Source organism: Micromonospora sp. LOL_013 (assembly GCF_048060315.1).
In the GTDB taxonomy this organism is placed as follows: domain Bacteria; phylum Actinomycetota; class Actinomycetes; order Mycobacteriales; family Micromonosporaceae; genus Micromonospora_E.
Map to the genome: position 1 here is coordinate 39,855 of NZ_JBHMIQ010000030.1, position 21,471 is coordinate 61,325.

At 70.3% G+C, this 21,471-nt stretch carries 22 protein-coding genes, 1 tRNA gene, 1 pseudogene and 1 riboswitch; of the genes and pseudogenes, 10 read left to right on the forward strand and 14 right to left on the reverse strand.

Annotation, left to right across the window (positions count from 1 at the left end; translation table 11 throughout):
• Positions 1-200: 200 nt before the first annotated feature.
• The 3 genes from ACFHWS_RS19970 to ACFHWS_RS19980 all read left to right on the forward strand — a co-directional run bounded on the left by ACFHWS_RS19970 (position 201) and on the right by ACFHWS_RS19980 (position 4,386).
• The gene (locus ACFHWS_RS19970; protein ID WP_416551000.1) at positions 201-338 is read left to right on the forward strand and encodes a hypothetical protein; all 138 of its coding nucleotides are present in this window, start codon (positions 201-203) and stop codon (positions 336-338) included.
• A 335-nt stretch (positions 339-673) separates the two neighbouring features.
• Positions 674-2,554 (forward strand): LppU/SCO3897 family protein, encoded by a 1,881-nt coding sequence (locus ACFHWS_RS19975; RefSeq protein WP_416568766.1) that lies wholly within the window; start codon positions 674-676, stop codon positions 2,552-2,554.
• Positions 2,551-4,386: an NHL domain-containing thioredoxin family protein gene (locus ACFHWS_RS19980; RefSeq protein WP_416568767.1), complete on the forward strand. Its 1,836-nt coding sequence runs from the start codon at positions 2,551-2,553 to the stop codon at positions 4,384-4,386. The genes ACFHWS_RS19975 and ACFHWS_RS19980 overlap by 4 nt, the downstream gene beginning before the upstream one ends.
• Positions 4,387-4,393: 7 nt before the next feature.
• On the opposite strand, the gene ACFHWS_RS19985 is transcribed toward ACFHWS_RS19980, so the two are convergent.
• Genes ACFHWS_RS19985 through ACFHWS_RS19995 form a run of 3 tightly spaced genes read right to left on the reverse strand, consistent with a single transcriptional unit; the run spans position 4,394 to position 6,700 of the window.
• On the reverse strand, positions 4,394-5,143 hold the full coding sequence (locus ACFHWS_RS19985) for a LamB/YcsF family protein (protein ID WP_416550997.1): 750 nt from the start codon (positions 5,141-5,143) through the stop codon (positions 4,394-4,396).
• Positions 5,118-5,987 carry a biotin-dependent carboxyltransferase family protein gene (locus ACFHWS_RS19990; RefSeq protein WP_416550996.1) on the reverse strand — a complete coding sequence of 290 codons (870 nt, stop codon included), beginning with the start codon at positions 5,985-5,987 and terminating at the stop codon, positions 5,118-5,120. The genes ACFHWS_RS19985 and ACFHWS_RS19990 overlap by 26 nt, the downstream gene beginning before the upstream one ends.
• Positions 5,984-6,700, reverse strand: a complete 717-nt coding sequence (locus ACFHWS_RS19995; RefSeq protein WP_416568768.1) for a 5-oxoprolinase subunit B family protein — start codon at positions 6,698-6,700, stop codon at positions 5,984-5,986. Before ACFHWS_RS19995 ends, ACFHWS_RS19990 begins: the two co-directional genes overlap by 4 nt.
• A gap of 96 nt (positions 6,701-6,796) precedes the next feature.
• Between ACFHWS_RS19995 and trhA the strand changes: the two genes are divergently transcribed.
• Positions 6,797-7,474, forward strand: coding sequence for a PAQR family membrane homeostasis protein TrhA (gene trhA / locus ACFHWS_RS20000; protein ID WP_278172704.1), 678 nt, complete (start codon positions 6,797-6,799; stop codon positions 7,472-7,474).
• A 111-nt stretch (positions 7,475-7,585) separates the two neighbouring features.
• Here the strand turns inward: trhA and ACFHWS_RS20005 are convergent, their stop codons facing one another.
• Positions 7,586-7,873 (reverse strand): DUF6458 family protein, encoded by a 288-nt coding sequence (locus ACFHWS_RS20005; RefSeq protein WP_416550994.1) that lies wholly within the window; start codon positions 7,871-7,873, stop codon positions 7,586-7,588.
• Positions 7,874-7,989: 116 nt separating this feature from the next.
• On the opposite strand from ACFHWS_RS20005, the gene ACFHWS_RS20010 reads away from it, so the two are divergent.
• The gene (locus tag ACFHWS_RS20010; protein ID WP_416568769.1) at positions 7,990-8,490 is read left to right on the forward strand and encodes a SixA phosphatase family protein; all 501 of its coding nucleotides are present in this window, start codon (positions 7,990-7,992) and stop codon (positions 8,488-8,490) included.
• 53 nt (positions 8,491-8,543) lie between these two features.
• Here the strand turns inward: ACFHWS_RS20010 and ACFHWS_RS20015 are convergent, their stop codons facing one another.
• From ACFHWS_RS20015 to ACFHWS_RS20030, 4 genes and pseudogenes are all read right to left on the reverse strand, one after another.
• Positions 8,544-8,804 carry a DUF6458 family protein gene (locus ACFHWS_RS20015; RefSeq protein WP_123606537.1) on the reverse strand — a complete coding sequence of 87 codons (261 nt, stop codon included), beginning with the start codon at positions 8,802-8,804 and terminating at the stop codon, positions 8,544-8,546.
• A 102-nt stretch (positions 8,805-8,906) separates the two neighbouring features.
• Positions 8,907-10,766 (reverse strand): acyl-CoA dehydrogenase, encoded by a 1,860-nt coding sequence (locus tag ACFHWS_RS20020; RefSeq protein WP_416550992.1) that lies wholly within the window; start codon positions 10,764-10,766, stop codon positions 8,907-8,909.
• Positions 10,767-11,174: 408 nt separating this feature from the next.
• Positions 11,175-12,287: a PP2C family protein-serine/threonine phosphatase gene (locus ACFHWS_RS20025; RefSeq protein ID WP_416568770.1), complete on the reverse strand. Its 1,113-nt coding sequence runs from the start codon at positions 12,285-12,287 to the stop codon at positions 11,175-11,177.
• A 207-nt stretch (positions 12,288-12,494) separates the two neighbouring features.
• Positions 12,495-12,752, reverse strand: a pseudogene (locus ACFHWS_RS20030) (septal ring lytic transglycosylase RlpA family protein); the annotation flags it as partial.
• A 205-nt stretch (positions 12,753-12,957) separates the two neighbouring features.
• Here ACFHWS_RS20030 and ACFHWS_RS20035 point away from each other — a divergent pair.
• The gene (locus tag ACFHWS_RS20035) at positions 12,958-13,548 is read left to right on the forward strand and encodes a phosphoribosyltransferase family protein (RefSeq protein WP_416550990.1); all 591 of its coding nucleotides are present in this window, start codon (positions 12,958-12,960) and stop codon (positions 13,546-13,548) included.
• A gap of 18 nt (positions 13,549-13,566) precedes the next feature.
• Here ACFHWS_RS20035 and ACFHWS_RS20040 read toward each other — a convergent pair whose 3' ends face one another.
• Entirely contained in the window at positions 13,567-14,010 is a 444-nt protein-coding gene (locus ACFHWS_RS20040; protein WP_416550989.1) for a hypothetical protein, read from the reverse strand.
• A gap of 74 nt (positions 14,011-14,084) precedes the next feature.
• On the opposite strand from ACFHWS_RS20040, the gene ACFHWS_RS20045 reads away from it, so the two are divergent.
• Positions 14,085-14,864 carry a glycosyltransferase family 2 protein gene (locus tag ACFHWS_RS20045; protein WP_416550988.1) on the forward strand — a complete coding sequence of 260 codons (780 nt, stop codon included), beginning with the start codon at positions 14,085-14,087 and terminating at the stop codon, positions 14,862-14,864.
• Between the two features lie 583 nt (positions 14,865-15,447).
• Positions 15,448-15,828, forward strand: coding sequence for a ribbon-helix-helix protein, CopG family (locus ACFHWS_RS20050; protein WP_416550986.1), 381 nt, complete (start codon positions 15,448-15,450; stop codon positions 15,826-15,828).
• Positions 15,829-15,904: 76 nt separating this feature from the next.
• Here ACFHWS_RS20050 and ACFHWS_RS20055 read toward each other — a convergent pair.
• Both ACFHWS_RS20055 and ACFHWS_RS20060 read right to left on the reverse strand, forming a co-directional pair.
• Positions 15,905-15,978, reverse strand: a tRNA-Gly gene (locus ACFHWS_RS20055).
• Positions 15,979-16,124: 146 nt separating this feature from the next.
• Entirely contained in the window at positions 16,125-16,640 is a 516-nt protein-coding gene (locus ACFHWS_RS20060) for a pyridoxamine 5'-phosphate oxidase family protein (protein ID WP_416550985.1), read from the reverse strand.
• 127 nt (positions 16,641-16,767) lie between these two features.
• Here ACFHWS_RS20060 and dcd point away from each other — a divergent pair, with 127 nt between their 5' ends.
• Positions 16,768-17,346, forward strand: a complete 579-nt coding sequence (gene dcd / locus ACFHWS_RS20065; protein ID WP_416550984.1) for a dCTP deaminase — start codon at positions 16,768-16,770, stop codon at positions 17,344-17,346.
• A 160-nt stretch (positions 17,347-17,506) separates the two neighbouring features.
• On the opposite strand, the gene ACFHWS_RS20070 is transcribed toward dcd, so the two are convergent.
• Together ACFHWS_RS20070 and ACFHWS_RS20075 are read right to left on the reverse strand one after the other, a co-directional pair.
• A complete protein-coding gene (locus ACFHWS_RS20070; protein WP_416550983.1) occupies positions 17,507-18,445 on the reverse strand; it encodes an NlpC/P60 family protein in 939 nt (312 codons plus the stop codon).
• 98 nt (positions 18,446-18,543) lie between these two features.
• Positions 18,544-18,687: riboswitch (cyclic di-AMP (ydaO/yuaA leader) on the reverse strand.
• Positions 18,688-18,944: 257 nt separating this feature from the next.
• Positions 18,945-19,988 carry an NlpC/P60 family protein gene (locus ACFHWS_RS20075; protein WP_416568771.1) on the reverse strand — a complete coding sequence of 348 codons (1,044 nt, stop codon included), beginning with the start codon at positions 19,986-19,988 and terminating at the stop codon, positions 18,945-18,947.
• Between the two features lie 191 nt (positions 19,989-20,179).
• Between ACFHWS_RS20075 and ACFHWS_RS20080 the strand changes: the two genes are divergently transcribed.
• Positions 20,180-20,881 carry a GOLPH3/VPS74 family protein gene (locus tag ACFHWS_RS20080; protein ID WP_416568772.1) on the forward strand — a complete coding sequence of 234 codons (702 nt, stop codon included), beginning with the start codon at positions 20,180-20,182 and terminating at the stop codon, positions 20,879-20,881.
• Here the strand turns inward: ACFHWS_RS20080 and ACFHWS_RS20085 are convergent.
• Positions 20,878-21,462 carry a VanZ family protein gene (locus ACFHWS_RS20085; protein WP_416568773.1) on the reverse strand — a complete coding sequence of 195 codons (585 nt, stop codon included), beginning with the start codon at positions 21,460-21,462 and terminating at the stop codon, positions 20,878-20,880. The genes ACFHWS_RS20080 and ACFHWS_RS20085 overlap by 4 nt on opposite strands.
• Between the last annotated feature and the right edge of the window lie 9 nt (positions 21,463-21,471).

Consider the following 21,471-nt stretch of genomic DNA (forward strand, 5'->3'; position numbering starts at 1 on the left):
CGAACGGCGTCGCCACCATCACTGGTGGCGACGCCGTTCCCGTTGTTATCCTAATCATCATCAGACCAAGCTCCCTGATAGCACGGATTCTTAGGAACGTGGCGGCTCTCACCTAAGAATCATTGGCAGCCCAGGGGCCGGTGCGCTTCACTTGAGTTGACCGCCGAACGGTCGACAAGAGATCCACAGGAGAGAGCACCATGTCCATGATCGATCGCATCCGCCGCCACCGGGAAGCCAGCCGACGGACCCGGGCCCTGGAGCGGGCGCTGCGCTCCACCGACTCGGCCGCCGTACGCGACGAGATCCGCGCCATCGCACAGCGCTACCACGGCTGAACGGACCGCCGTCACGGTTCGCTGTCCCGCGACACCTCCGCCACTTCGACGGCACCAGGATTCCTCCGTTGCGGCATGGCCCGGTACGGTGGGCTCGGTCGCCGTCGGGTCGATCCGGCGCGCTGGAGACCAGAACCGGTCGGCAGCCGCCGGACGACCAGCCGGCACACCCAGGCTGGTAGTGCAGAGAGCCAGCCGGGCCCGCCTGGCCACGGTGGCAGCAGAGCCGCCGCAGGTCGGGTGAGCCCGCCCGGCCGGTCCACCGGTGTCCCTGGTCGACCGACCAGCCAGGTCGGCGGCACCGGCGCGGCTGACATGTCATGGAGGAGGCGCACATGACGTCCGAGGGCACGCAGCATCCCGGCCAGGAGCCGGAGGAGGCGGGTGTCGGCGGACCCGCGCCATACGGCAGCAGCCAGCCGCAACGCGGCGCGACACCCGATCCCGGCGACCCCGGTGCCGGACACCAACCCGAGCAGTGGGCGCCGGCCGGTGGCGGTTGGCCGACCGGATTCGGCGACCAGCCGGGCGGTGCCGGCTACCCGGCGCCGCCGCCCTACCCAGCCCCGCCCGGCATTCCGGCGCCCAGCATTCCGCCGGCCGAGCCCTGGTCTCCCCAGCAAGCCTGGCGGACCGACCCGGAGCGGCCCCTGACGCCGGCTCCCGCGCCACAACCCCCCGCCGTGCCGCCGACCGCCGCAGGGTCCGGGGAACTACCGCAGCGTCAGCCGGAGCCGCAACAGCAACCCGAGCAGCCGGAACCACCGCGGTTCGCTCCGGGTCCGCCGGCGGAATCGCCACGGCCCGGCGGGGCGCTACCGTTCTCCCCGGCCGGCCCCACGCCGCTACCGCCCCAGGAGACGCGGGTGCCCGGTGCGTCGCTGGCCGCCGCGCTTGGCGGCGCTCCGATGCCGCCCGATCCGATGCAGGCTCCGCACGTACCGCCGCAGCAGGCGCAACACCCGCAGCAGCAGGCCCCGCACGTACCGCAACAACGTGGTCCGTACCCCGATCCGGCACTGGCCGACGCCCACCCGGGCTTCCCCGACTCCGGGCAACCCGGCGGCGAAGCCAGCGGCCCGGAGCCGGCCGCCGACCGCCCGGCAATGGCCGCCGGGCCGTCCGTACCGGCTGGTCCCGGGGTCGAGCAGCACCGCCCAGCGGCCGCGACAGCCGGCAGCACCGGCCGAGCGGTGACCGCCACCGCAGCCGTGCCCAGCACCAGTCGGGTCGCCCCGCCGACGGATCCGGCCGCGCTGCCCGCCGGTCGGGCACCGGCCCAGCCCCGCGTCTACGGCCGGCCGGTCAGTGGTGCCGCACCGGCCGCCGAGCAGCACCCCGAACCGTTCGGCCAGCGGCCCCAGCCACCCGGCGGCCAGAACGGCGTTCCGTTCGCACCAGCCGGCTCACCGGTCCCCATGCCGGAGCACAACCCCGGGCTGCCTCCGCTGACCCCGCGCCGACCCGGACAGGTCGCACCTCCGTTCGGTGCTCGGCCGACGCCGGACGGCCCCGGCCCCGACGCTGCTGCGCTCGCACTGCCGCACCTGAGCGCCGGGGCGCACATCCAGCCCAGCTCACCGCCGGAGTCGGCGCAGGGCTACCGACCAGCCGGTGCGCCGCCGTACGGTGATCTCGTCGACTCCGGCAACCCCGGGGCGGGCCACTGGAACCACCCGGACCTGGCCGGCCGTCAGCACCCGGCCGGCCCCGGCCAGCCAGGAGCGACACCGGCTGCCGACGGCGCCCCGCCGGCCGGCCAGTGGGGGCCGCCCGACCCGGAACAGAACCGGTTTGACGCGTTCCGGCCGGATGCGGCCGAACCAGCAGCCGACGAGGCCGAGCCGGAGCCGGCCCCCCAGGTCCGCAACGGACGGGTACTCGTCGCGGTTTTCGTCGCCGCCGTGCTGCTGGTGGGAATCCCGATGTCACTGGTCTGGCTCATCACCCGGCCCGGGGAGCAGCCGTTCAACCCGGCCGTCGGCGACTGTGTGAAGCAGTCGGGCAACACCGCCGCACCGGCCGACTGCGCTGAGCCGGGCGCGTACCAGATCATCGCCAAGGTCGACCAGCTCGACCAGTGCGACGACCCGGCCGCCCCGCACATCGAGATCCCGGCGGACTCGGGCCGGGCCCAGGTCCTCTGCCTGCAGACCGCAGCAACCGAACCGGACCCGCAGAGTAGTGCCGACACTGGCGAGGAAGCCACCGAGTGACCGCACCCCGCGTCCGGGCACCAGAGCTGAACGGTCGACAGTGGCTGAACACCGGCGACCGTGAACTCAGCCTGCGTGAGCTGCGTGGGCGGATCGTCCTGCTGGATTTCTGGACCTTCTGCTGCGTCAACTGTCTGCACGTGCTCGACGAACTGCGGCCGCTGGAGGAGAAGTACGCCGAGGTCCTGGTGGTGATCGGGGTGCACTCGCCGAAGTTCGCCCACGAGCGGGATCCGGCGGCGGTGGCGGCCGCCGTGGAACGGTACGGGGTGAGCCACCCGGTGCTCGACGACCCGGACCTGGACATGTGGCAGCAGTACGCCGCTCGGGCCTGGCCGACCCTGGTACTGGTCGACCCGGAGGGCTACGTCGTCGCCACCATGGCCGGCGAGGGACACGCCGACGGTCTGGCCAGGGAGATCGGCCAGCTGATCCGGACGCACGAGGCGAAGGGCACGCTGCACCGCGGCGACGGCCCGTACCTGCCGCCGACGCCGGCCGACACCACCCTGCGCTTCCCCGGCAAGGCGGTGGCGCTCGACGACGGTGCCCTGCTGGTCTCCGACTCGGCCCGGCACCAGCTGGTGGAGCTCGAACCGGACGGCGAGACCGTCCGTCGCCGGATCGGCGCCGGCGAGCGCGGCGGCGCCGACGGGTCCGCCCGGACCGCGACGTTCAACGAACCGCAGGGCCTGCTCCGGCTACCGGCCGACGTCGCTGCCGTGGCCGGGTACGACATCGTGGTCGCGGACACCGTCAACCATCTGCTGCGTGGCCTGGAGTACGCCACCGCGGAGGTACGCACGGTCGCCGGCTCCGGCCGCCAGTGGCGCTCGACGGTGGACTACCACCCGCACGACGCCCACGCCGTCGACCTCTCCTCGCCCTGGGACCTGGCCTGGTACGACGGCAAGGTGATCGTCGCCATGGCCGGCATCCACCAGCTCTGGTGGTTCGACCCGGTGACCCGCACCGCTGGCATGTACGCCGGCACCACCGTTGAGTCGCTGCGTGACGGCCCGATCCCGGATGTCTGGCTGGCCCAGCCGTCCGGCCTCGCCACCAGCGTCGACGGCGACCAGCTGTGGATCGCCGACAGCGAGACCAGCGCGCTGCGCCGGCTCGCTGACGGCGAGCTGCGTACCGTCGTCGGGCAGGGCCTGTTCGACTTCGGCCAGGTCGACGGGGCAGCGACCGACGCGCTGCTGCAGCATCCGCTCGGAGTGTGCGCACTGGCCGACGGCTCGGTGCTGGTGGCGGACACCTACAACGGCGCGGTCCGTCGCTACGACCCGGCCACCGACCGGGTGTCCACGGTGACTGACGGTCTGGCCGAGCCGAGTGACGTGCTGGTGGCTGCGGACGGCACCGTACGGGTGGTGGAGTCGGCGGCGCACCGGCTCACCCGGCTGGCCCCGGGTGCCCTGTCGGCGGCCGGCGCCACGATCGTCCGGGACCGGCGCCGCGCCGAGCGTCCGCCGACGCTGATCGCGCCCGGTGCACTGTCGCTCGAGGTGGTGTTCACTCCGGCGCCCGGTCAGAAGCTGGATGCCAGTTTCGGTCCGGCGACCCGGCTGGAGGTCTCGGCCGACCCACCGGAGCTGCTGCTCGACGGGGCAGGCAGCGACACCGGGCTGACCCGGCGGCTGGTCATCGACCCGGCGGTGGCCGCTGGCGTGTTGCAGGTGGTCGCCCAAGCGGCGACATGCGACGCGGACGCCGAGCACGCCGCCTGCCACCTGACCCGGCAGGACTGGGGAGTGCCGGTACGGATCGATCCGGCCGGGGCGGGTCGGTTGCCGCTGATCCTGCGCGGAGTCGACGCACCCTGACCGGCGGTCAGACGAAGGCGGCGAGGCGTTGACCATCCGCGCGTAGTGCAGCGCGGATCCGTCCGGCCAACTCGACCGCGCCGGGGGTGTCACCGTGCAGGCAGATCGACTCGACCGGGCAGGCGACGATGCTGCCGTCGGTCGCGGTGACACTGTGCCGCCGGGCCAGGGACACCGCCTGCCCGACGACCCTGTCGGGGTCGCCGAGCAGCGCGCCCGGGTCCGATCGGGGCACCAGCCCACCGTCGGGCAGATAGCCACGGTCGGCGAAACCCTCGGCGACGGCCCGCAGCCCGGCACCGGTGGTGAGCTGTCCAAGGACCGAGCCCGGCAGGCAGAGAACCGACAGCGCGGGGTCGTAGTCGGCCACCGCGGCGACGACGGCGGCGGCCTGCGTCTCGTCCACGCAGGCCGTGTTGTACAGCGCGCCGTGCGGCTTGACGTAGCGGACCCGGGTCCCGGCCACCCGGCAGAAGCCGTCCAGTGCGGCGAGCTGGTAGAGCACGTCGTCGCGCAACTCGTCAAAGCGGTAGTCGATCCGCCGCCGCCCGAAGCCGGCCAGGTCGCGGTAGCCGACCTGGGCTCCGACGGCGACGGCCCGCTCGGCGGCGGCGGCGCAGATGCGGCGCATCGTCACCGGGTCGCCGGCGTGAAAACCGCAGGCGACATTCGCGGAGGTCACCACGTCCAGCAACGCCTCGTCGTCGCCGAGACGCCAGACGCCGAAGCCCTCACCGAGGTCCGCGTTGAGATCCATGGAACCGCACAGTAGTACCGGGCCGCGCCTGGGCCAGCGGGGTGACGTCGTCGACGACGCCGACCACCGGATATCCGCCGGTGGTCGGATGGTCAGCGAGGAAGACCAGTGGCTGCCCGTCGGCGGGCACCTGGACCGCGCCGACCACCAGCCCTTCACTGGGTAGTTCGTCGCGGACGGACCGGGTCAGCGGCGCGCCGGTCAGTCGGACACCGATCCGGTTGCTCAGCGGGCTGACCTCGTACCCAGTGGTGAGCAGCCGCTGGACCGCCTCAGCGGTGAACCAGTCCGCCCGTGGCCCGAGCCGGACGGTGAGCCGGACCGGGACGGCCGGCGCGGACCAGGGCACCGCGTCGGCCGCGGCCCGGCTCAGCGCCGCTGGCGGCGGTGCGGCGCCGACCGGCAGTACGTCGCCGTCGCGTACGGCCGGCGGTCCGATGCCGGCGAGTGTGTCGGTGGACCGGCTACCGAGCACCGCTGGTACGGCGATCCCGCCGGCGATCGCGAGATAGCTGCGGACGCCGTACCGGGCCGGACCGACCTCGACCACGGCGTCCGGCGGCACCGGTGTTGGGGTGAGGAAGCCACCGGACCGGCCGGCGATGCGGACCGTTGCCGGTGCCCCGGTGAGCGCGACCCAGCCGCCGGTACGCAACCGAAGCGTGCAGCCGGTCAGGGTGACCTCCAGACCGGCGGCGTCGGGTGGGTTGCCGACCAGCCGGTTGGCCAGCGCCAACGCCGGCTGGTCGAGCGCACCGGCCCGGGGTACCCCCAGGTGCGCCCAGCCGTACCGGCCGCGGTCCTGCACGGTGGTGAGCGCGCCGGCCCGGATCACCTCGATCATCGGTCCGCCGCCGGGGACCTGTTCCTGTTGGCTGGCCCGGTGGCGGTCAGCCGGACCCGGGTGCCGGGGGTCAGCGTCGCGGGCGGCTCCCGGTCCAGGTCGAACAGCACCAGGTCGGTACGCCCGACCAGCTGCCAGCCGCCGGGCGACGCGGTCGGGTAGATGCCGGCGTATTCGCCGGCCAGGGCCACCGAGCCGGCCGGGACGGCGGGGCGGGGCGTGGCTCGGCGGGACACGTTCCATCGCCTGGGCAGGCCGGTCAGGTATCCGAAGCCGGGCGCGAAGCCGCAGAACGCCACGGTGAACTCGATCCGGGTCAGCCGGTCCACGACGTCGGCGACGGCGACCTCCCACTGCCCGGCGACGTCGATCAGGTCGGGGCCGTCGAACCGGACCGGTACGGTGATCCACCGTCCGGTGTCGTCGACGGCCTCGGCCGTCGCCGGTTGCCAGCTGGCCAGTTGGCTGGCGGTCAGTGCGGGGTCCGGCAGGCCGTCGAGCAGAATGGTCCGGGCTCCGGGGACAATCTCGGCTACCCGCAGTTCGCCAAGTTCACAGCGCCGGCTCAGCTCGGCGCGCCAAGCGTCGACGGGGCCGCGTTCGCTGCCCCTGAATTCGCTGTCTTCGAGTTCGCTGCCCCCGGGTAGCACGGTGCCAGCCGGCGCCGCCCATTCGAGCAGTAGCGCGTGCCGGCCGACGGGGTGGATCCGCATGGGTCCATTGTCGGCCGCCGGACGTCAGCTGGACATCAGGCGGACGTGAGGCGATTCACTACCAGCGAGTAACCTACGGTGCCGTAACCTTGTCTGGTGACCACCGAAGCGCCCCTTCGCCTCAAGCCGGTCGACATCGGCAAACCCCGGATGCGCGGCTGGCTGCACACGTACGCATTCTTCGTGGCCCTGGTCAGCGGAATTGTGCTCTGCGCGCTGGCCGCCACCCGACCCGGCTGGACCGCGCTGGTCAGCTGCGTCGTCTACAGCCTGACGGTGTGCGGCCTGTTCGGCACCAGCGCGCTCTATCACCGCCGAGTCTGGTCGGAACGGGCGTACCAGATCATGCGCCGCCTCGACCATTCGATGATCTTCGTCTTCATCGCCGGCACCTACACGCCGTTCTGCCTGCTTCTGCTGCCCGGGCGCAGCGCGGCCACCCTGCTTACCGTGGTCTGGGTCGGTGCGCTGGCCGGGGTGGCGATGAAGCTGATCTGGCCGCATCTGCCGCGCTGGGCCGGCGCCCCGCTCTACATCGCCCTCGGCTGGGTCGCGGTGGTGGTACTACCCGACATTCTGCAGCACGGTGGGGTCACCGCGCTGGTCCTGCTGATCGTCGGCGGTGCGGTCTACAGCGTCGGGGCGATCTTCTACGCGCTGCGCCGCCCCAACCCGTGGCCCACCGTCTTCGGCCACCACGAGTTCTTCCACGCCTGCACCCTCGTCGCCGCGCTGTGCCATCACATCGCGATCTACTTCGCGCTCTACGCCTGACCCGCCACCACCCCGGCGGGGACCGCCCGGTCCGGGATCGTCGGAGATCCTGTTCCGTTCGTGGCAGATCCTGATCCGTCGGGGGGGTGGCGGTCTGCTCGGGGTCCGGGATCACCGCCGCACCGGGCCGCCCGGGCGACGCACCTCCCGGTACTGCTCCTCCACGACCCGGTCCGCCTCCACCGGAGCATCCGGTGCCGGCTCGTCCTGCGCGGTCCGGGACACCACCGTACGGCGCCGGCTCTGCCAGAACCACAACGTCAGGGCCAGCCCGAACACGCCGGCCACCATCAACACCCAGCCGACCGTGGTCAGGTCGAGAAAGCCCAGTTCGGCCTCGACCGCGAAGGCCAGGATGGCGCCCAGGGCGATGAGGAAGATACTTCCGCCGATACCCACTTCGTACCTCCTTGGCTGTTGCCGGCACCGTCGTGCCAGCCGGATGCCGCTTGTGAGGTAGCGGCGGGCACGGATGTACCCAGGCGCTTGTGAACTCAATCAGGCAAGCTGAACCGATGACCCGACGCAGCATCGTGCTGCTCCGGCACGCCAAGGCGGAGCAGCCCGAACAGATGGCAGACGAGCAACGCGGGCTCACCCCGCGCGGACATTCGGACGCGGCACACGCCGGGCAGTGGCTGGCCGAACACCAGCTCTGGCCGCAACTGGTGCTCTGCTCGCCAGCCCGGCGTACCCGGCAGACCTGGCAGGAGGCATCGGCGGCGGGTCCGCCGGCACCCGCCCGCTTCGAACCCCGGTTGTACGGCGGGACCGCGGTCGACCTGCTCGGCCTGGTGCGGCAACTGGACAACTCGGTGTCCCGGGTGCTGATCGTCGGGCACAACCCGACGGTCTCCTACGCCTCAGCGCTGCTCGACCCGGTCGGTGCCAGCGACAGCGGACTGCGGACCTGTGGGATCGCCGTTCACGAGTTCACCGGCGACTGGACGGTGTGTGGGCCGCAGGCGGCTCCTGCGACCCACACGTACACCGCCCGGGCTGCCCGTACCAGCTGACCGCGCGGCCCTGATCAGCTCGACCGACGTGGTCAGCCAGGTTGGCGACGTGGTCAGTTGGGCGGCTGCGGCGGTTCGGCTGGCGGCGGCACCATCTGCGCCGGATGGGCCAGCTTGTTCTCCTCGACGATGACCGTCCGGGCCCGGCGGCGGCGATCGTTCCAGAACCAGAGCACGGTGAGCAGGATCGCCAACCCGGCCAGGATCAGCACCCAGCCCACGGCCCGCACGTCCAGCCACCAGACGTCGGCCCGGACGGCGTACGCCAGGATGGCGCCTATTGCGATGAGGAAGATTCCACTGCCGATACCCATGCGTGCACTCCTTGTGCGGTGGCTACAAGTTGTGCGGTCGCCTGCTGATCTACCCGCCGGGGAGGGCCCGAAACGGTGGCGGCGGAACCTCCGGTCAGCGGCTCAAAAGGCGTCCTCGGGTAGGTCCATCAGGTCGAGTCCGGTTCCGGCGATGATTCGACGGTCGGCACCGATCCGGGGCAGCACCTCGCTGGCGAAGAACCGGGCGGCGGCCACCTTGCCCTGGTAGAAGCTCTGGTCGGCGTCGGAGACCCCGTCGCCGGCCAAGGCGGTCAGGGCGACCTCGGCTTGGCGCTGCAGCAGCCAGGCGATCACCACGTCGCCGAGCGCCAGCAGCAGTCGCCGGCTGCTCAGGCCGACCTTGTACAGCGAGCGCGGCTCGCCGCTCTGCACCTCACCGAGCCAGCCGGTCATCACGCCGAGGATGTTCTGCACCTCGCCGAGCGCCCGGCCGAGCGCGGCGCGCTCCTCCTTGAGCTGGCCATTGCCGCCCTCGGCGGCGATGAAGGCCTGAATCTCGCCGGCGATCGCCATCAGCGACTGGCCGTTGTCCCGGACGATCTTGCGGAAGAACAGGTCGAGGCTCTGGATCGCGGTGGTTCCCTCGTACAGGGTGTCGATCTTCGAATCCCGGACGTACTGCTCCAGCGGGTAGTCCTGCAGGAAGCCGGAGCCGCCGAAGGTTTGCAGCGACTCGTGGCCGAGCAGTTCGTACGCCCGTTCCGAGCCACACCCCTTGACCAGGGGCAGCAGCAGGTCGTTGACCCGCTTGGCGAGCTGAACGGTCTCCTCGTTGCCGGCCGCCCGGGCAATGTTGATCTTGTCCTGCCAGCTGGCCGTGTAGCAGACCAACGCACGCAGGCCCTCGGCATACGACTTCTGCAGCATGAGCGACCGACGGACATCGGGGTGGTGGGTGATGGTCACCCGCGGTGCCGATTTGTCAGTCATCTGCAGCAGATCAGCGCCCTGGACCCGGTTCTTGGCGTACTCGAGGGCGTTGAGGTAGCCGGTGGAGAGGGTGGCGATCGCCTTCGTGCCGACCAGCATCCGGGCGTACTCGATGATCAGGAACATCTGCCGGATTCCGTCGTGCACGTCGCCGAGCAGCCAGCCCTTGGCCGGCACGCCATGCTCACCGAAGGTGAGCTCGCAGGTAGTGGAGACCTTCAGCCCCATCTTGTGCTCGACGTTGGTGGCGAACACGCCATTGCGTTCGCCCAGCTCACCGGTTGCCGCGTCGAAGTGGTACTTGGGCACGACGAACAGCGACAGGCCCTTGGTGCCCGGACCACCGGCGCCCTCGACTCCAACCGGACGGGCCAGCACGTAGTGGATGATGTTCTCGCTGAGGTCGTGCTCGCCGCTGGTGATGAAGCGCTTGACGCCCTCGATGTGGTACGAACCGTCCGGCTGCGGGATCGCCCGGGTGCGCCCGGCGCCCACGTCGGAGCCGGCGTCCGGCTCGGTCAGCACCATCGTCGACGCCCACTGCCGCTCGACGAAGAGCTTGGCCCACTCCTTCTGCTCCGGCGTGCCCTCGACGTAGAGGGTGTGCGCGAAGGACGGCCCGGAGGCGTACATCCAGACCGGCGCGTTGGAGCCGAGCACCAGGTCGGCCAACGACCACCACAACGCCCGTGGCGCGTTCGTGCCGCCGAGCTCCTCCGGCAGGTCCAGCCGCCAGAACTCGGCCTGCATGAAGGCCTCGAACGAACGGCGGAACTCGGGCGGCAAGGTCACCGAGTGGGTGGCCGGGTCGAAGACCGGCGGATTGCGGTCGCCCGGCACGAAGCTGGGTGCGAGCTCCTCGCGGGCCAGCCGCTCGACCTCGCTGAGGATGCTCCGGGCGGTGTCGACGTCCAGGTCGGCGTAGGGCGCCTGGCCGAAGGCGCGGTCGGCGCCGAAAACCTCGAACAGGTTGAACTCGAGGTCCCGAAGGTTGCTCTTGTAGTGGGTCATCGCGTGGTGGCCCCGCTCTCAAACAGCTGTTACTGGTCAGTAACCACCACTGTATTACTCCCGGGTAGCCAACGACAAGCGCGCCGTCTGGCAAACCGAGGACAGCAACGGGGCAACTGACGGCCCACCAGTCGTCACCTGTCCGGTATACGGTCGTTTTGCCCGGTGCAAGAGGCAAAAATTGGGCAAAGCCCAAGAAGCGCCGCAGTTGCCATCGGAGGCACAGATGTCCGTCACCCGCCTGCTCAACGCACTGGTCGAACCGATCGCCAGCCGTCGCTACGTCGGCCGGCACCGGGCCCTCGGCGGCACCAACTTCCTGTTCGCGAACGCCCAGCCGGTCTGACCCGCCCGGGGCCTCGGCACCACCTGCCGTGGGCGCTCCGCCCCGGAGGGCGATCCGGCCGGTCAGCCGCCGGGCGCGCCGACTTCCCAACTCGGCACGGCCGGAGCGGGCACCACCCCGGAGCCCGAGTACTCCATCAGGACCAGGGCGATGTCGTCGTCGAGCCGCCCGTACACCCACTCGACCAACGCCGTCTCCAGCGACGCCAGGCCGTCACCGACGGTGCCGTGGCCCAGCAGCCGCCAGGCCCGGTCCGCGGTGGGGAAAAAGGCACCGTCCCGACGTGCCTCGCCCAGTCCGTCGGTGAACAGCAGCAACCGGTCACCCGGCTCGAGACGTTCGACCCGGGGGCGTACCACCGGCATGAACCCGAGCGGCGGCGCCGGAGCCGGCGGTTCCAGCGGGATCACTTCGCCCCGGCGCAGCAGCAGCGGCGCCGGGTGCCCGCAGTTGACGATGGTCAGCGTTCCACCGCGCTCCTCCACCAGAGCGGCGGTGACGAAATCCTCGTCGCCCACGCTGCGCGCCACCGCCCGGTCCAGGTCGGCCACGATGGCCCGCAGATCGGCCCGCTCATAGGCGACGTGCCGGTACGAACCCAGGACGATGCTGGCCAGTCGGACCGCGTCCAGGCCTTTGCCCCGCACATCTCCGATGATCATGCGTACGCCGTACGGCGTGTCGAGCGCCTCATACAGGTCACCGCCGATGTCAGCGGCGGCGGTGGCGGAGATGTAGCGTCCCGCCACGGCGAGCGTGCCGACCTGTGGTCCGAGCGGACGCAACACCGCCTGCTGGGCTACCGACGCCAGCCGCGAAAGCTCGGCGATCTGCTGTGCCTGCCGTTCCCGGATGACCGCCACCGCCGCCGCCAGCCCGGTGGCCAGCGCGATACCGACCACGTTCACCGCGGTCGCCAGCGAGAGCATCTGACCGGTCAGTGCGAAGATGCCACCGACCAGGGTCGCCAGCACCCCGGTGGAGAGCACTACCCGCCACGTCGCGAAGGCCGCCGCGAGGAACGGGGCAGCGGCGACCAGACCGACGTAGTTGACACCGGACCCGTCCGCGATCTCCACCACGGAGACGAGCGCGAGCAGCACCAGGGCCGCGCCGAGGCCGACGCGGGAACCAGCGCTGAGTGGGCGGCGGCCGCCCATCGGGATGATGTGCATGGGTACGCGAAACAGCATGACTCATCGGTGGCGGTGGCCCAACGAAGTTGGCCTGTCGTCTGATCCGGATATAGCCACCCGGAGTATTGGACAACCACGGCACCCTGGCTATCCCCCGGGCGGGCGGTGAGCGGTTGCTCAACCTGTGGGCAAACCTGAATATGGCACATCACGCCGTTGACCAGCAGCTCGACACTGAGTGGCAACTCAGGATCGCGGTAAGTCGCCGAGAATCTCGTAGCGGACCTGGAGGTGGCCCAGGTCAAGAGCCGCAATCTTCGCGAAAGCGGCACGGGCCAGGTCGAGGCACCGCCCGTCGACGAACGGTCCACGACCGTTGATCCGAACCACCACGCTGGCACCGGTCTGCGGGTTGGTCACCGCACCTGAGTGTCGAACGGCAGGGTACGGTGCGCGGCGGTCCCCGACGGGTCGAACGACTCGCCGTTCGCGGTGGGCCTGGGCCTCGTTCTGGGTCGGGGACGGCCCGCCGGTCGGGGACGGTTTCGGCGTCGAGGCGGCTCGGTCGGCCCCACGTGCCGCCCGGGTCGACGCGGTCGAGCGGTCTGGCACAGGGGAGCCGGCCGCCGCACGGTAGCCGTAGCAGGCCGTGCCGTGTCAAGTGTGCCCGGCAGATTCACCGGCCGAGGAGCCCCGGCATACTCGGCCGGTGACCGACGCCGCAGCCGGCGACGCGCCGGACCCGATCGACCTTCGGCAGCTGCTGATCGACACCTTCGTCTGGCACGACCCCGGCCCGGCCAGCAGCCATCTGGTGAGCGACCTGTCCGGGTGGTGGCGACACCCCCGGATCCTCGCCGGGATCGGCCCGGCCCTAGCCGAGCTGGCCAGCGCCGGCCTGGCCGACGCGGACCGGCCGAGCACGGTGATGACCCCGCAGGTCACCGGGCTGCTTGTCGGCCCGCTGGTGGCGACAGCGCTCGGCGTCGGCGTCGTACCCGCGTACAAGGAGGATCCGCAGCGGACAATCGCAGACGCGACCACCTGGACCACGACGGCGCCCGACTACCGGGGCCGCACGCTGCGGCTCGGTGTCCGTGACCGGCACCTCGGCCCAGGCGACCGGGTCCTGCTGGTCGACGACTGGGTCACCAGCGGCGCGCAGCTGCGGGCCATGGCGCAGCTCGCCGCGGCTCGCGGGGCGGTCGTCGTCGGCAGCGCGGTGATCGTCGCCGACTGCCCGCCCGCCGTCGTCGACGAACTCCGGATCCGCAGCCTGATCCACAGCAAGGACCTGTGAACCGCCGGGTCGGATCGGCTACGGCGTCGCCTCGTGTCCCGGTCGGCCGACGGTACGCCGGGCCTGCTTCATCTCTGCCTCGTGGATGTGCCGGCGGCCGCCCACCAGCGCCTCCCGGGCCGCCCGCTCGACCGCCTGGAAGGTAGCGTAGTAACCGTCGTCGAACTCCTCGACGATCTGAAACGTCCAGCGGCCCGGCAGGACGTTGCGACCGATCAGCTCCGTCTCGACCCGGTCAGCCATGTGCCGGTGACCGGCCCCGCGCAGCAGCTGGACGACCCGGTCCAGGGTCGCGTCCGCGCCGCCGATCAGTTGGTGCATCGAGTAGAGGTGGCCACGGGCCCGGTGCACCGTCTCCAGTGCCTTGCTCAACTCGCCGAGCGCCGCGACCGTGGCGTCGTCCACCCCTCGAGGTCGGGCGTGTTCGGCATCCACAGCCGGCAGATCCTTCGGTTCCGACATGGAACATTCGTACCAGAGACCGGGGCGCCACAACACTGGGTCAACGATCAACGACCCATAGTAGAGTTGGAGCGATGCGCCCGCCCCCGCAGACCATCTCGGTGGTCACTCCTGTCCATCCCGCGAGCATCCCGTACCTCGCCGACGCGTACGCCTCGCTGCGGGCGCAGCGGATGCCGCCTGGCTGGCAGTGGCGCTGGCTGGTGCAGGAGGACGGGCAGACCGGTGCGGTCGCCGCCGCGCTGCCTCAGGACCGACGGATCAGCGTCGGCCACAACCGCCCTGGTGGCCCCGGCGTCACCCGCACCATGGCGCTGTCCCGCGTCGACGGGCCGCTGGTCAAGGTGCTCGACGCCGACGACCGGCTGACCTCCGACGCGCTGGCCCATGACATCGCGATCCTCACCGCCGACCCGACGGTCGGCTGGACGACGGCGGCGGCGCTCGATCTGCTGAGCGACCACAGCACGATACGGATGGCCACCGATCCACCGGGCGGCCGGTTGCCCGCCGGTACGGTCCACCGGTGCTGGCAGGAGGACGCCTACCGGCTGCCGGTGCACCCGGCGACGCTGTGCATCCGTACGGACCTGCTGCTGGCCCTGGGCGGCTGGCTGGCGCTGCCCGCCTCGGAGGACACCGGGCTACTCCTCGCCGCGAGCACGGTCAGCGACGGTCACTTCATCGACGAGCCGGGGTTGCTCTACCGGAAGTGGCCCGGGCAGGTGACCAACCAGCAGGCTCACTGGTCCCCGACGGAACGGGCCGACCGGATCCAGGTGATCGAAAGCCGGGTCGCCGCGCTGGCGCTGCTGGGTATCGGCCCGACGTCGTCCACACCGCAAGGTCGGTGATGACGCGCGGCGGCGTTGCACGCAGTGTGCCCCCTCGGGCCGGTGGTCACCTGTTCAGCTTGATGCCGCAGGTGCATCAGGATGCACCTGCGGCATCACGTCCGCCGAGGCGGCGTGGTTCCGAGGCGGCCTCCCGTAACCTGGGCTGGCCTTGATCATCCTGGCCTACTGACACGCCAATGGCACGACCGGACAGCGCGCAGGGAACTCTCACCGCAACCACAGATCGAGTTGCCTGGCCGAGCCCTTGCCTGCGGCCGAGTACACGTGTCATCCTAGCCAGGACAGGTTTCGTCGGACAAAATGCGATGCGTGGCCAGGTACAGGTACTCGTGGGCGCAGTCCGCCGGCAAGCACAACATAGCGCAACAACGATCACGGTACGTCATCGAACACTGCGGTCAGCCGTCCGCCCTTCCACCAGAACCCCGGACCGGCCAGAACGGCTGCTGTTCCTCGGCGACGACAGGGACGGCGTCGCTCTCGAAGTCGTCGCCATCGAGTTGTTGGACGGGACGCTACGCGTGATCCACTCCATGGACATGCGACCTAAGTACAACCGGCTCTACAAGGAGGCGAAGCCATGGCGGGTGTAACGCGAACGACGAAGGACCGAACGACCTCCACGACCTCTAACAAGGCAAAGGCACCGCGCCGAGCAACCACCACCGGAGCCCGGGCGACTCGGGCAGCCAGCCGACAGACCAAGAACGGTACAGCGCTCACGTCGCAGCTGGAGAGCGAGCTGGTCGCAGAGGCAGAGGCTGGATACGACCCCGACAGTCTCGCCCCCCGCCGGGTCGGCAGACCGCCGCTCTCCAGCAGCGGCGGCGCCTCGCACAAGATCAGCATCCGAGTTGATGACCAAACCTACGAAATGATCAAAAAGGTGGCAGAGCTGACGAACCGCAGCCCCAGCGAGTTGATCCGCGAAGTACTGCAGGCCGCGTACCCACGGAAGTAGGAACCTCGCGACGATCCCGCGTACGTACAGCGCAAGCCCTGGTTGGGATGATGGCCCCGACCAGGGCTTCGTGTGTTGGAGCGGGTGACGGGAATCGAACCCGCACTGTCAGCTTGGGAAGCTGATGTTCTGCCATTGAACTACACCCGCGAGCGGACCCACTCTACCCGGTCAGCCCGGTCACTGCGCAACAGGCCCGGCCGCCAACCGAGCACAGCATGGGGTACGGCTCGACACCCGTCGACCGGGCTTCAACGGGTAGGGCGTCGACGCGTCGGCCGGTGCCACGCGGCGGGTCAGCAGGCGACCGGGGTCGGCACCGGATGGGAGACGCTGCCGCTGGTCGGGTCGAGCCAGACCTGGACGGCTGGTTGCCGTGGCGCCGCCGCCGCGTAGTGGCCGGTGCTGCCACCGCGTTGCGCCACCATCGCCACGTCGACGGAGAACTCGAACAGTCGCCAGTCGACGTGCGGCACGGCCCCGAGATCGCTGGCGAGCCGACCCACCTTGGCCCGATCGGTGACCGGATGCGCCCGACCTGCCAGGTACGCCTCGTCGTCACTCTCCTCCGGCGGGAACGAGTGCAGCGCGTACCGGCCATCCCGCTCCAGGTCACGCCGCTTCGGCGAGTCGATGATGAAGCAGAACAGCCCGTTGTCGGTGATCACCGGGGAGACCGGGTGCACCCGGGGACCACCGTCGGCTCGGACGGTGGCGAGGTAGCCGAGGCCGGGACCGTACTGCTGCATGAGGAGTCGGATCGCCGTGGCCAGGCGGGGCTCGTCGGCTGCGAACTCGGACCAGGTTGCCATGCGATGATTCTATCGAACATGTGTACGAAGAGATAGGGGGATCGCCCGTCAAGGCCAATCCGGGTACGTACCGGCCGGACAGCCGGCCGCGCGGTCGCACCGGCCGGACGGTCGCTATCGTGTGACGATGCTTCTCTCCGACCGGGACATCGTCGCGGAGACCAAGACCGGCGGACTCTCCCTCGAGCCGTTCGAACCTTCGCTCGTCCAGCCGTCGAGCATCGATGTCCGGCTCGACCGGTATTTCCGGGTCTTCAACAACCACCTGTACACCCACATCGACCCGGCGACTCGGCAGGACGATCTGACGTCCCAGGTCGAGGTGCCCAGCGGCGACCCGTTCGTACTGCACCCCGGTGAGTTCGTCCTCGCCTCCACGCTCGAGGTCGTCTCGCTCGGCGACGGCCTGGCCGCCCGGCTGGAGGGCAAGTCGAGCCTGGGTCGGCTGGGCCTGCTGACCCACTCCACCGCCGGCTTCATCGACCCCGGCTTCTCCGGCCACGTGACGTTGGAGTTGTCCAACGTGGCCAACCTGCCGATCAAGCTCTGGCCCGGGATGAGAATCGGCCAGCTGTGCATCTTCCGGCTCTCGTCGACGTCCGAGCATCCGTACGGGTCGGCGGTCTACGGATCCCGGTACCAGGGACAGCGTGGACCCACTCCGAGCCGGTCCTGGCAGCGGTGGCGCACCTGGCCGACCAGCTGAACCGGCTGGGCTGTCGCAGCGCCGGCGCGCCCGCGGTGGGGAGGCGAAAGGCGCCCTCCCAAGCCGGGGGGAGACATGGGAGGGCGCCTTTCCGGTGGCCGGTGCTGCCGCTTGACGGGGGGATCAGCGGCACGCGCCAGGCCATGGGGAGGAGTGAGGTCTAGCCGGGCCTGCCGTAACTGTGCACACTCGAACCGATCTTGCGCATCTGCACAGGTTCGCCCGCCTGGGGGGCGTGCACGATCCAGCCGTTACCCACGTACATGCCGACGTGGGAGAGCCCGCTGTAGTAGAAGATGAGGTCGCCGGGGCGCAACTCGTCCCGGCTGACGTTGGCGGTCACCTGGCGCTGCCGGGCGGCGTTGTGCGGCAGCGCGACGCCGGCCTGCGCCCAAGCGGCCAGGGTGAGACCCGAACAGTCGTAGCTGCCCGGTCCCGCTGAACCCCAGACGTACGGCTTGCCGATCTGCGCACAGGCGAAGGTGACCGCCTTGCCGGCCGCACCGCCGGGGTAAGTCGCCGGGCAGGGCGCGGGACGCAGCGAGCCGAGGGTGTTGGTCGAGCCGTACGCCTCCAGGCGCAGGTCCTGCAACCGGTCAACCTCGGCGTCGATCTCCTTGGCCTTCGCCGCCAGCTGAGCCTCGGTGCTGGTCAGCTCGACGATCAAATCGTCGAGCGGGGCCTTCTTCGCGGCGTACTCGTTCCTGAGGTCGACGACGGCCTGCACGTCGCGGGCCTGCCGCCGGGCGAACTGGTCCAGCAGCTCGAGCTGGTCGGCGAGGTGGGTCGGCTTGCCATTGGTCAGGATCGCGTTGAAGACCGACGGACTACCACCCTTGTACGACCGGGCGGCGAACTCGCTGACCCGGTCCATCGCCAGGTCGATCTGGATCTGCAGTGGCTTGATCTTCTTCTGTAGTTCGTCCGCCTTCTTCTTCTTGGCGGCAAGGTCCTGCCGTACGGCATTGTGCCGTTCGATCGTTGGTTCGAGCTCGGCCCAGACCTCGTCGATCTGCGACTCGATCTCGGCGACGGTGGGCTGCGCCTGCGCCGGCGCTGCTACCAGCAGCAGACCGACGCCGGTGGTGGCGGCGACCAACGCGGAGAGTACTCGGCTAGGGTCGTGCGGCGATTTTCGCCGATGGTCGCGGCTGGACCACCGGAGGTATCGCCGAGGGGCGCTCGTAGCCACCGGACTCCTTCTCCCCAGACCGCCTACCGGGTTAGCTGCCGGGTTCGGGCGGAAAGGAGACGCCCTACCGCAGGTGGCCTGCGGATTCACCCCGGAAGTGCCGTGGGTCCCCGGCTCGCCGTCAGACGGCGATTAGGCGGTGTCAGGCCGAGGTCAACCCGGTTGGTTGACGTCCTCCCGACTCGACGATCCCCAAGAGTAGAGAGCGGCGTTCTCGCTACGCAAGCGAGAACATGGACTATCTCATTGAGTACACAGACGATTGCGTATCGTACATAGGCTGCCATCGCTCAAGCGTTCGAATTTTCCCGGGCGGACCGGCCCGTTCATACCGGTCCGCCCGTACGTTCGGCCAGCCAACGCGCGCCACTCAGATTGCCTCAGCAGGCTGGCTGACCTGCCACGATCAGCCGACCCGCTTGAATCCGGCGAGCGGCATGTTGTCGATGTTCTCCATCTGCACGGGTTGACCCGCGCGGGGAGCGTGCACCATCAGGCCATTACCGATGTAGATCCCCACGTGATGCAGATCACTGAAGAAGAATACGAGATCCCCGGGTTTGGCGTTGGCACGGCTGACCGAACTGCCCTGATTCCACTGAGTTCCGGTGTAATGCGTGAGGCTGACACCGGCACTTGCCCAGGCGTACTGGGTCAGGCCGGAACAGTCGAAGGCGTTCGGCCCGGTGGCACCCCAGACGTACGGCTTACCGAGCTGTGCGCAGGCGGTGCGGACCGCGGTTCCGGCGGCTCCGCCGACCGACACCGCCGGGCACGGGCCGGAGGCACCGGATCCGCCGGTGTAGCCGGTGGACTGGTACGCGGCGTTGCGCGCCCGTTCCAGGCGTTTGATCTCGGCGTTGATGGTTTTGCGCTGCTCGGCGAGCGTCTTGTCCTGTGCCTGCTGCTTCGTGATCAACTCGTCCAGCGTCTGCCGTTCGGCGAGATAGCGGTCCCGGGTCTCCAAAACAGCGGTGATCTTTTCCTGCCGACGCTTGGAGATTCGGTCCAGCACCACGAGCTGATCCGCCAGGCTGGTCGGCGATCCGGTCCGGAGCAGGGCGTTCAGTTCGCTCGACGGCCCGGTCCGGTAGTAGCGGTTGGCAACCTCGCCGATCTCGTCCGCCGCCAAGTTGGCCTGCAGGGACAGGGGGCGGATCTTCTCGTCGAGCGCGGCCGCTTTCTTCTCGTTGGCCTTGAGCTCGCTGTGCACCTTGTTGTACTGCTCGATGACCGGTTCCAGTTTCAGCCACTGGGCGTCCAACTCGGCTTCGATCTCAGCCAGCGTCGGCTCGGCGTGGGCCGGTCCAGCCGGGAAGACCAGCGCAGTTGCGGCAAGCAACAGCGCAATTGCGATACGTTGAGGAACCCGTACACGCCAATGCTCTCCGCGTCGATACCGGGACCCACTGTGACGATGGATGTGCGAATTCGCGAGCGCACGTGCCATTGGCAGCGACTCCTTCAATGGTTCGATCGCTGGGGCCTCACGGGCGGGGGTACGGAGGCCGACATCCGCAGCGGTCGGTGCATCACCTTATTGGAAAGCGCGGTGTTCGTTCAAGACCGCCTGCCGCCTCCGCTTCCCCCGCAGCTACCGCTTCTCCTGCAGTCACCGGTCTGGGCGGTTAGCGTGATGACATGGAGTCGCTCAGCCTCGCGGAGGAGCTCGTCCTGCTCAGCTATGACGGTTCCGGGGCCGCGTCCGTCGCATCCCCGGAGCTCGACTATGCCGTCGCCGGGGCGGTGTTGTGCGACCTCGCCGTCGGCGGGCAGATCTCGATTGACGCAGACGGCCGGGTGCTGGCCGGCGACGATCCCGCCGGCAGGTACGCGCCCGGCGAAGCCCCGGGTCGAGGCCACGGCCGGGAGTTCCTCGACCAGGTACGGATCAGGATCCAGGCCGAGCCTGGCCGCGCAACCCGCGACTGGGTGGTCGAGCTGTCCCACGGTGTGGTCGAGGAGGTACTCGACGGGCTGGTCGCCTCGGGGGTGCTCCGCCGGGAACGGGACCGGGTGCTCTGGGTCCTGCCCCGGACCAGGTTCGCTCCGCCGGACGGCGTCGAACCGCCCGCTGAGACGGAGACCCGGCGACGGTTGGCCGCCGCCGAGCGCGGCGCCGGACCGGTCGGACCGCGTACCGCCGCGTTGGCCTGCCTGCTGAACGCACTCGACGTGCCGGACGTCGGTGCTGCACGGCTTTCGGACGCGCGGCGCCGGCCGCCTGCGGTGCTCGGGCCGGCGGCCTGGCCGATCGCTGCGACCACCGACGTCGTCGACGGGTACCGGGCGACGGTCGCCCGCAGCGTCTTCACCGCCACCGACGTCGCGACTGGCAGCTAGCTGACCCCGGTAGGCGACGGCGCGAACCGCCGCCACAGCAACCGGACCACACTGCCGCCGACCGCCCCGATCAGCGCCCCGGTCGCGTTGTTGACCCAGTCGTAGCCGACACACTCGCGGCCGACGCCGAGCACCGCCTGGCCTACTTCGACGACGACCGGGGCCAGCACGAGCAGCCCGGTGGCCAGCACTGGCCGGTGGACCGCCAGCACCGTACAGAACGCCAGCGGTACGAACATCGCCACGTTGCCGACCCGTTCACCGAGCGAGTCGACGGTGACCAGCCCGGACCACAGCACCGCCGGATCGGTGAGCGACCGGAGGCACGCGGCGAAGACCTGGCCGTCCGGGCCGGAAACGGAGACCCCGGGGGCGAGCGGTACGCCGGACCCGGTCGGCGCCGGTGGCAGGGTGAGCGCGGCGATCGCGGCAGCGCTGACAAGCATCCCGAGCGTCGGCCAGCGCGCCCAACCGAGCCGTACGGCGAGCGGCCGGTGCACCAGCAGGCTCACGCCGGCCAGCACCGCGAGGGTGAGGAACGGCCAGGGCTGGGCGAGGAACTCGCGGGCCCAACCCAGCACCCGCTTCTC

Coding starts and splice junctions, on each gene's coding strand:
- ACFHWS_RS20060 (WP_416550985.1), bottom strand. CDS start 16,640: ATGGCAACCTGGTCCGAGTTCGCAGCCGACGAGCCCCGCCTGGCCACG.
- ACFHWS_RS19995 (WP_416568768.1), bottom strand. CDS start 6,700: ATGCGGATCCACCCCGTCGGCCGGCACGCGCTACTGCTCGAATGGGCG.
- ACFHWS_RS20010 (WP_416568769.1), top strand. CDS start 7,990: ATGACCCGACGCAGCATCGTGCTGCTCCGGCACGCCAAGGCGGAGCAG.
- ACFHWS_RS20040 (WP_416550989.1), bottom strand. CDS start 14,010: ATGTCGGAACCGAAGGATCTGCCGGCTGTGGATGCCGAACACGCCCGA.
- ACFHWS_RS20020 (WP_416550992.1), bottom strand. CDS start 10,766: ATGACCCACTACAAGAGCAACCTTCGGGACCTCGAGTTCAACCTGTTC.
- ACFHWS_RS19970 (WP_416551000.1), top strand. CDS start 201: ATGTCCATGATCGATCGCATCCGCCGCCACCGGGAAGCCAGCCGACGG.
- ACFHWS_RS20050 (WP_416550986.1), top strand. CDS start 15,448: ATGGCGGGTGTAACGCGAACGACGAAGGACCGAACGACCTCCACGACC.
- ACFHWS_RS20015 (WP_123606537.1), bottom strand. CDS start 8,804: ATGGGTATCGGCAGTGGAATCTTCCTCATCGCAATAGGCGCCATCCTG.
- ACFHWS_RS20025 (WP_416568770.1), bottom strand. CDS start 12,287: ATGCACATCATCCCGATGGGCGGCCGCCGCCCACTCAGCGCTGGTTCC.
- ACFHWS_RS20080 (WP_416568772.1), top strand. CDS start 20,180: ATGGAGTCGCTCAGCCTCGCGGAGGAGCTCGTCCTGCTCAGCTATGAC.
- ACFHWS_RS20075 (WP_416568771.1), bottom strand. CDS start 19,988: ATGGCACGTGCGCTCGCGAATTCGCACATCCATCGTCACAGTGGGTCC.
- ACFHWS_RS20045 (WP_416550988.1), top strand. CDS start 14,085: ATGCGCCCGCCCCCGCAGACCATCTCGGTGGTCACTCCTGTCCATCCC.
- ACFHWS_RS19975 (WP_416568766.1), top strand. CDS start 674: ATGACGTCCGAGGGCACGCAGCATCCCGGCCAGGAGCCGGAGGAGGCG.
- ACFHWS_RS19985 (WP_416550997.1), bottom strand. CDS start 5,143: ATGGATCTCAACGCGGACCTCGGTGAGGGCTTCGGCGTCTGGCGTCTC.
- ACFHWS_RS19990 (WP_416550996.1), bottom strand. CDS start 5,987: ATGATCGAGGTGATCCGGGCCGGCGCGCTCACCACCGTGCAGGACCGC.
- dcd (WP_416550984.1), top strand. CDS start 16,768: ATGCTTCTCTCCGACCGGGACATCGTCGCGGAGACCAAGACCGGCGGA.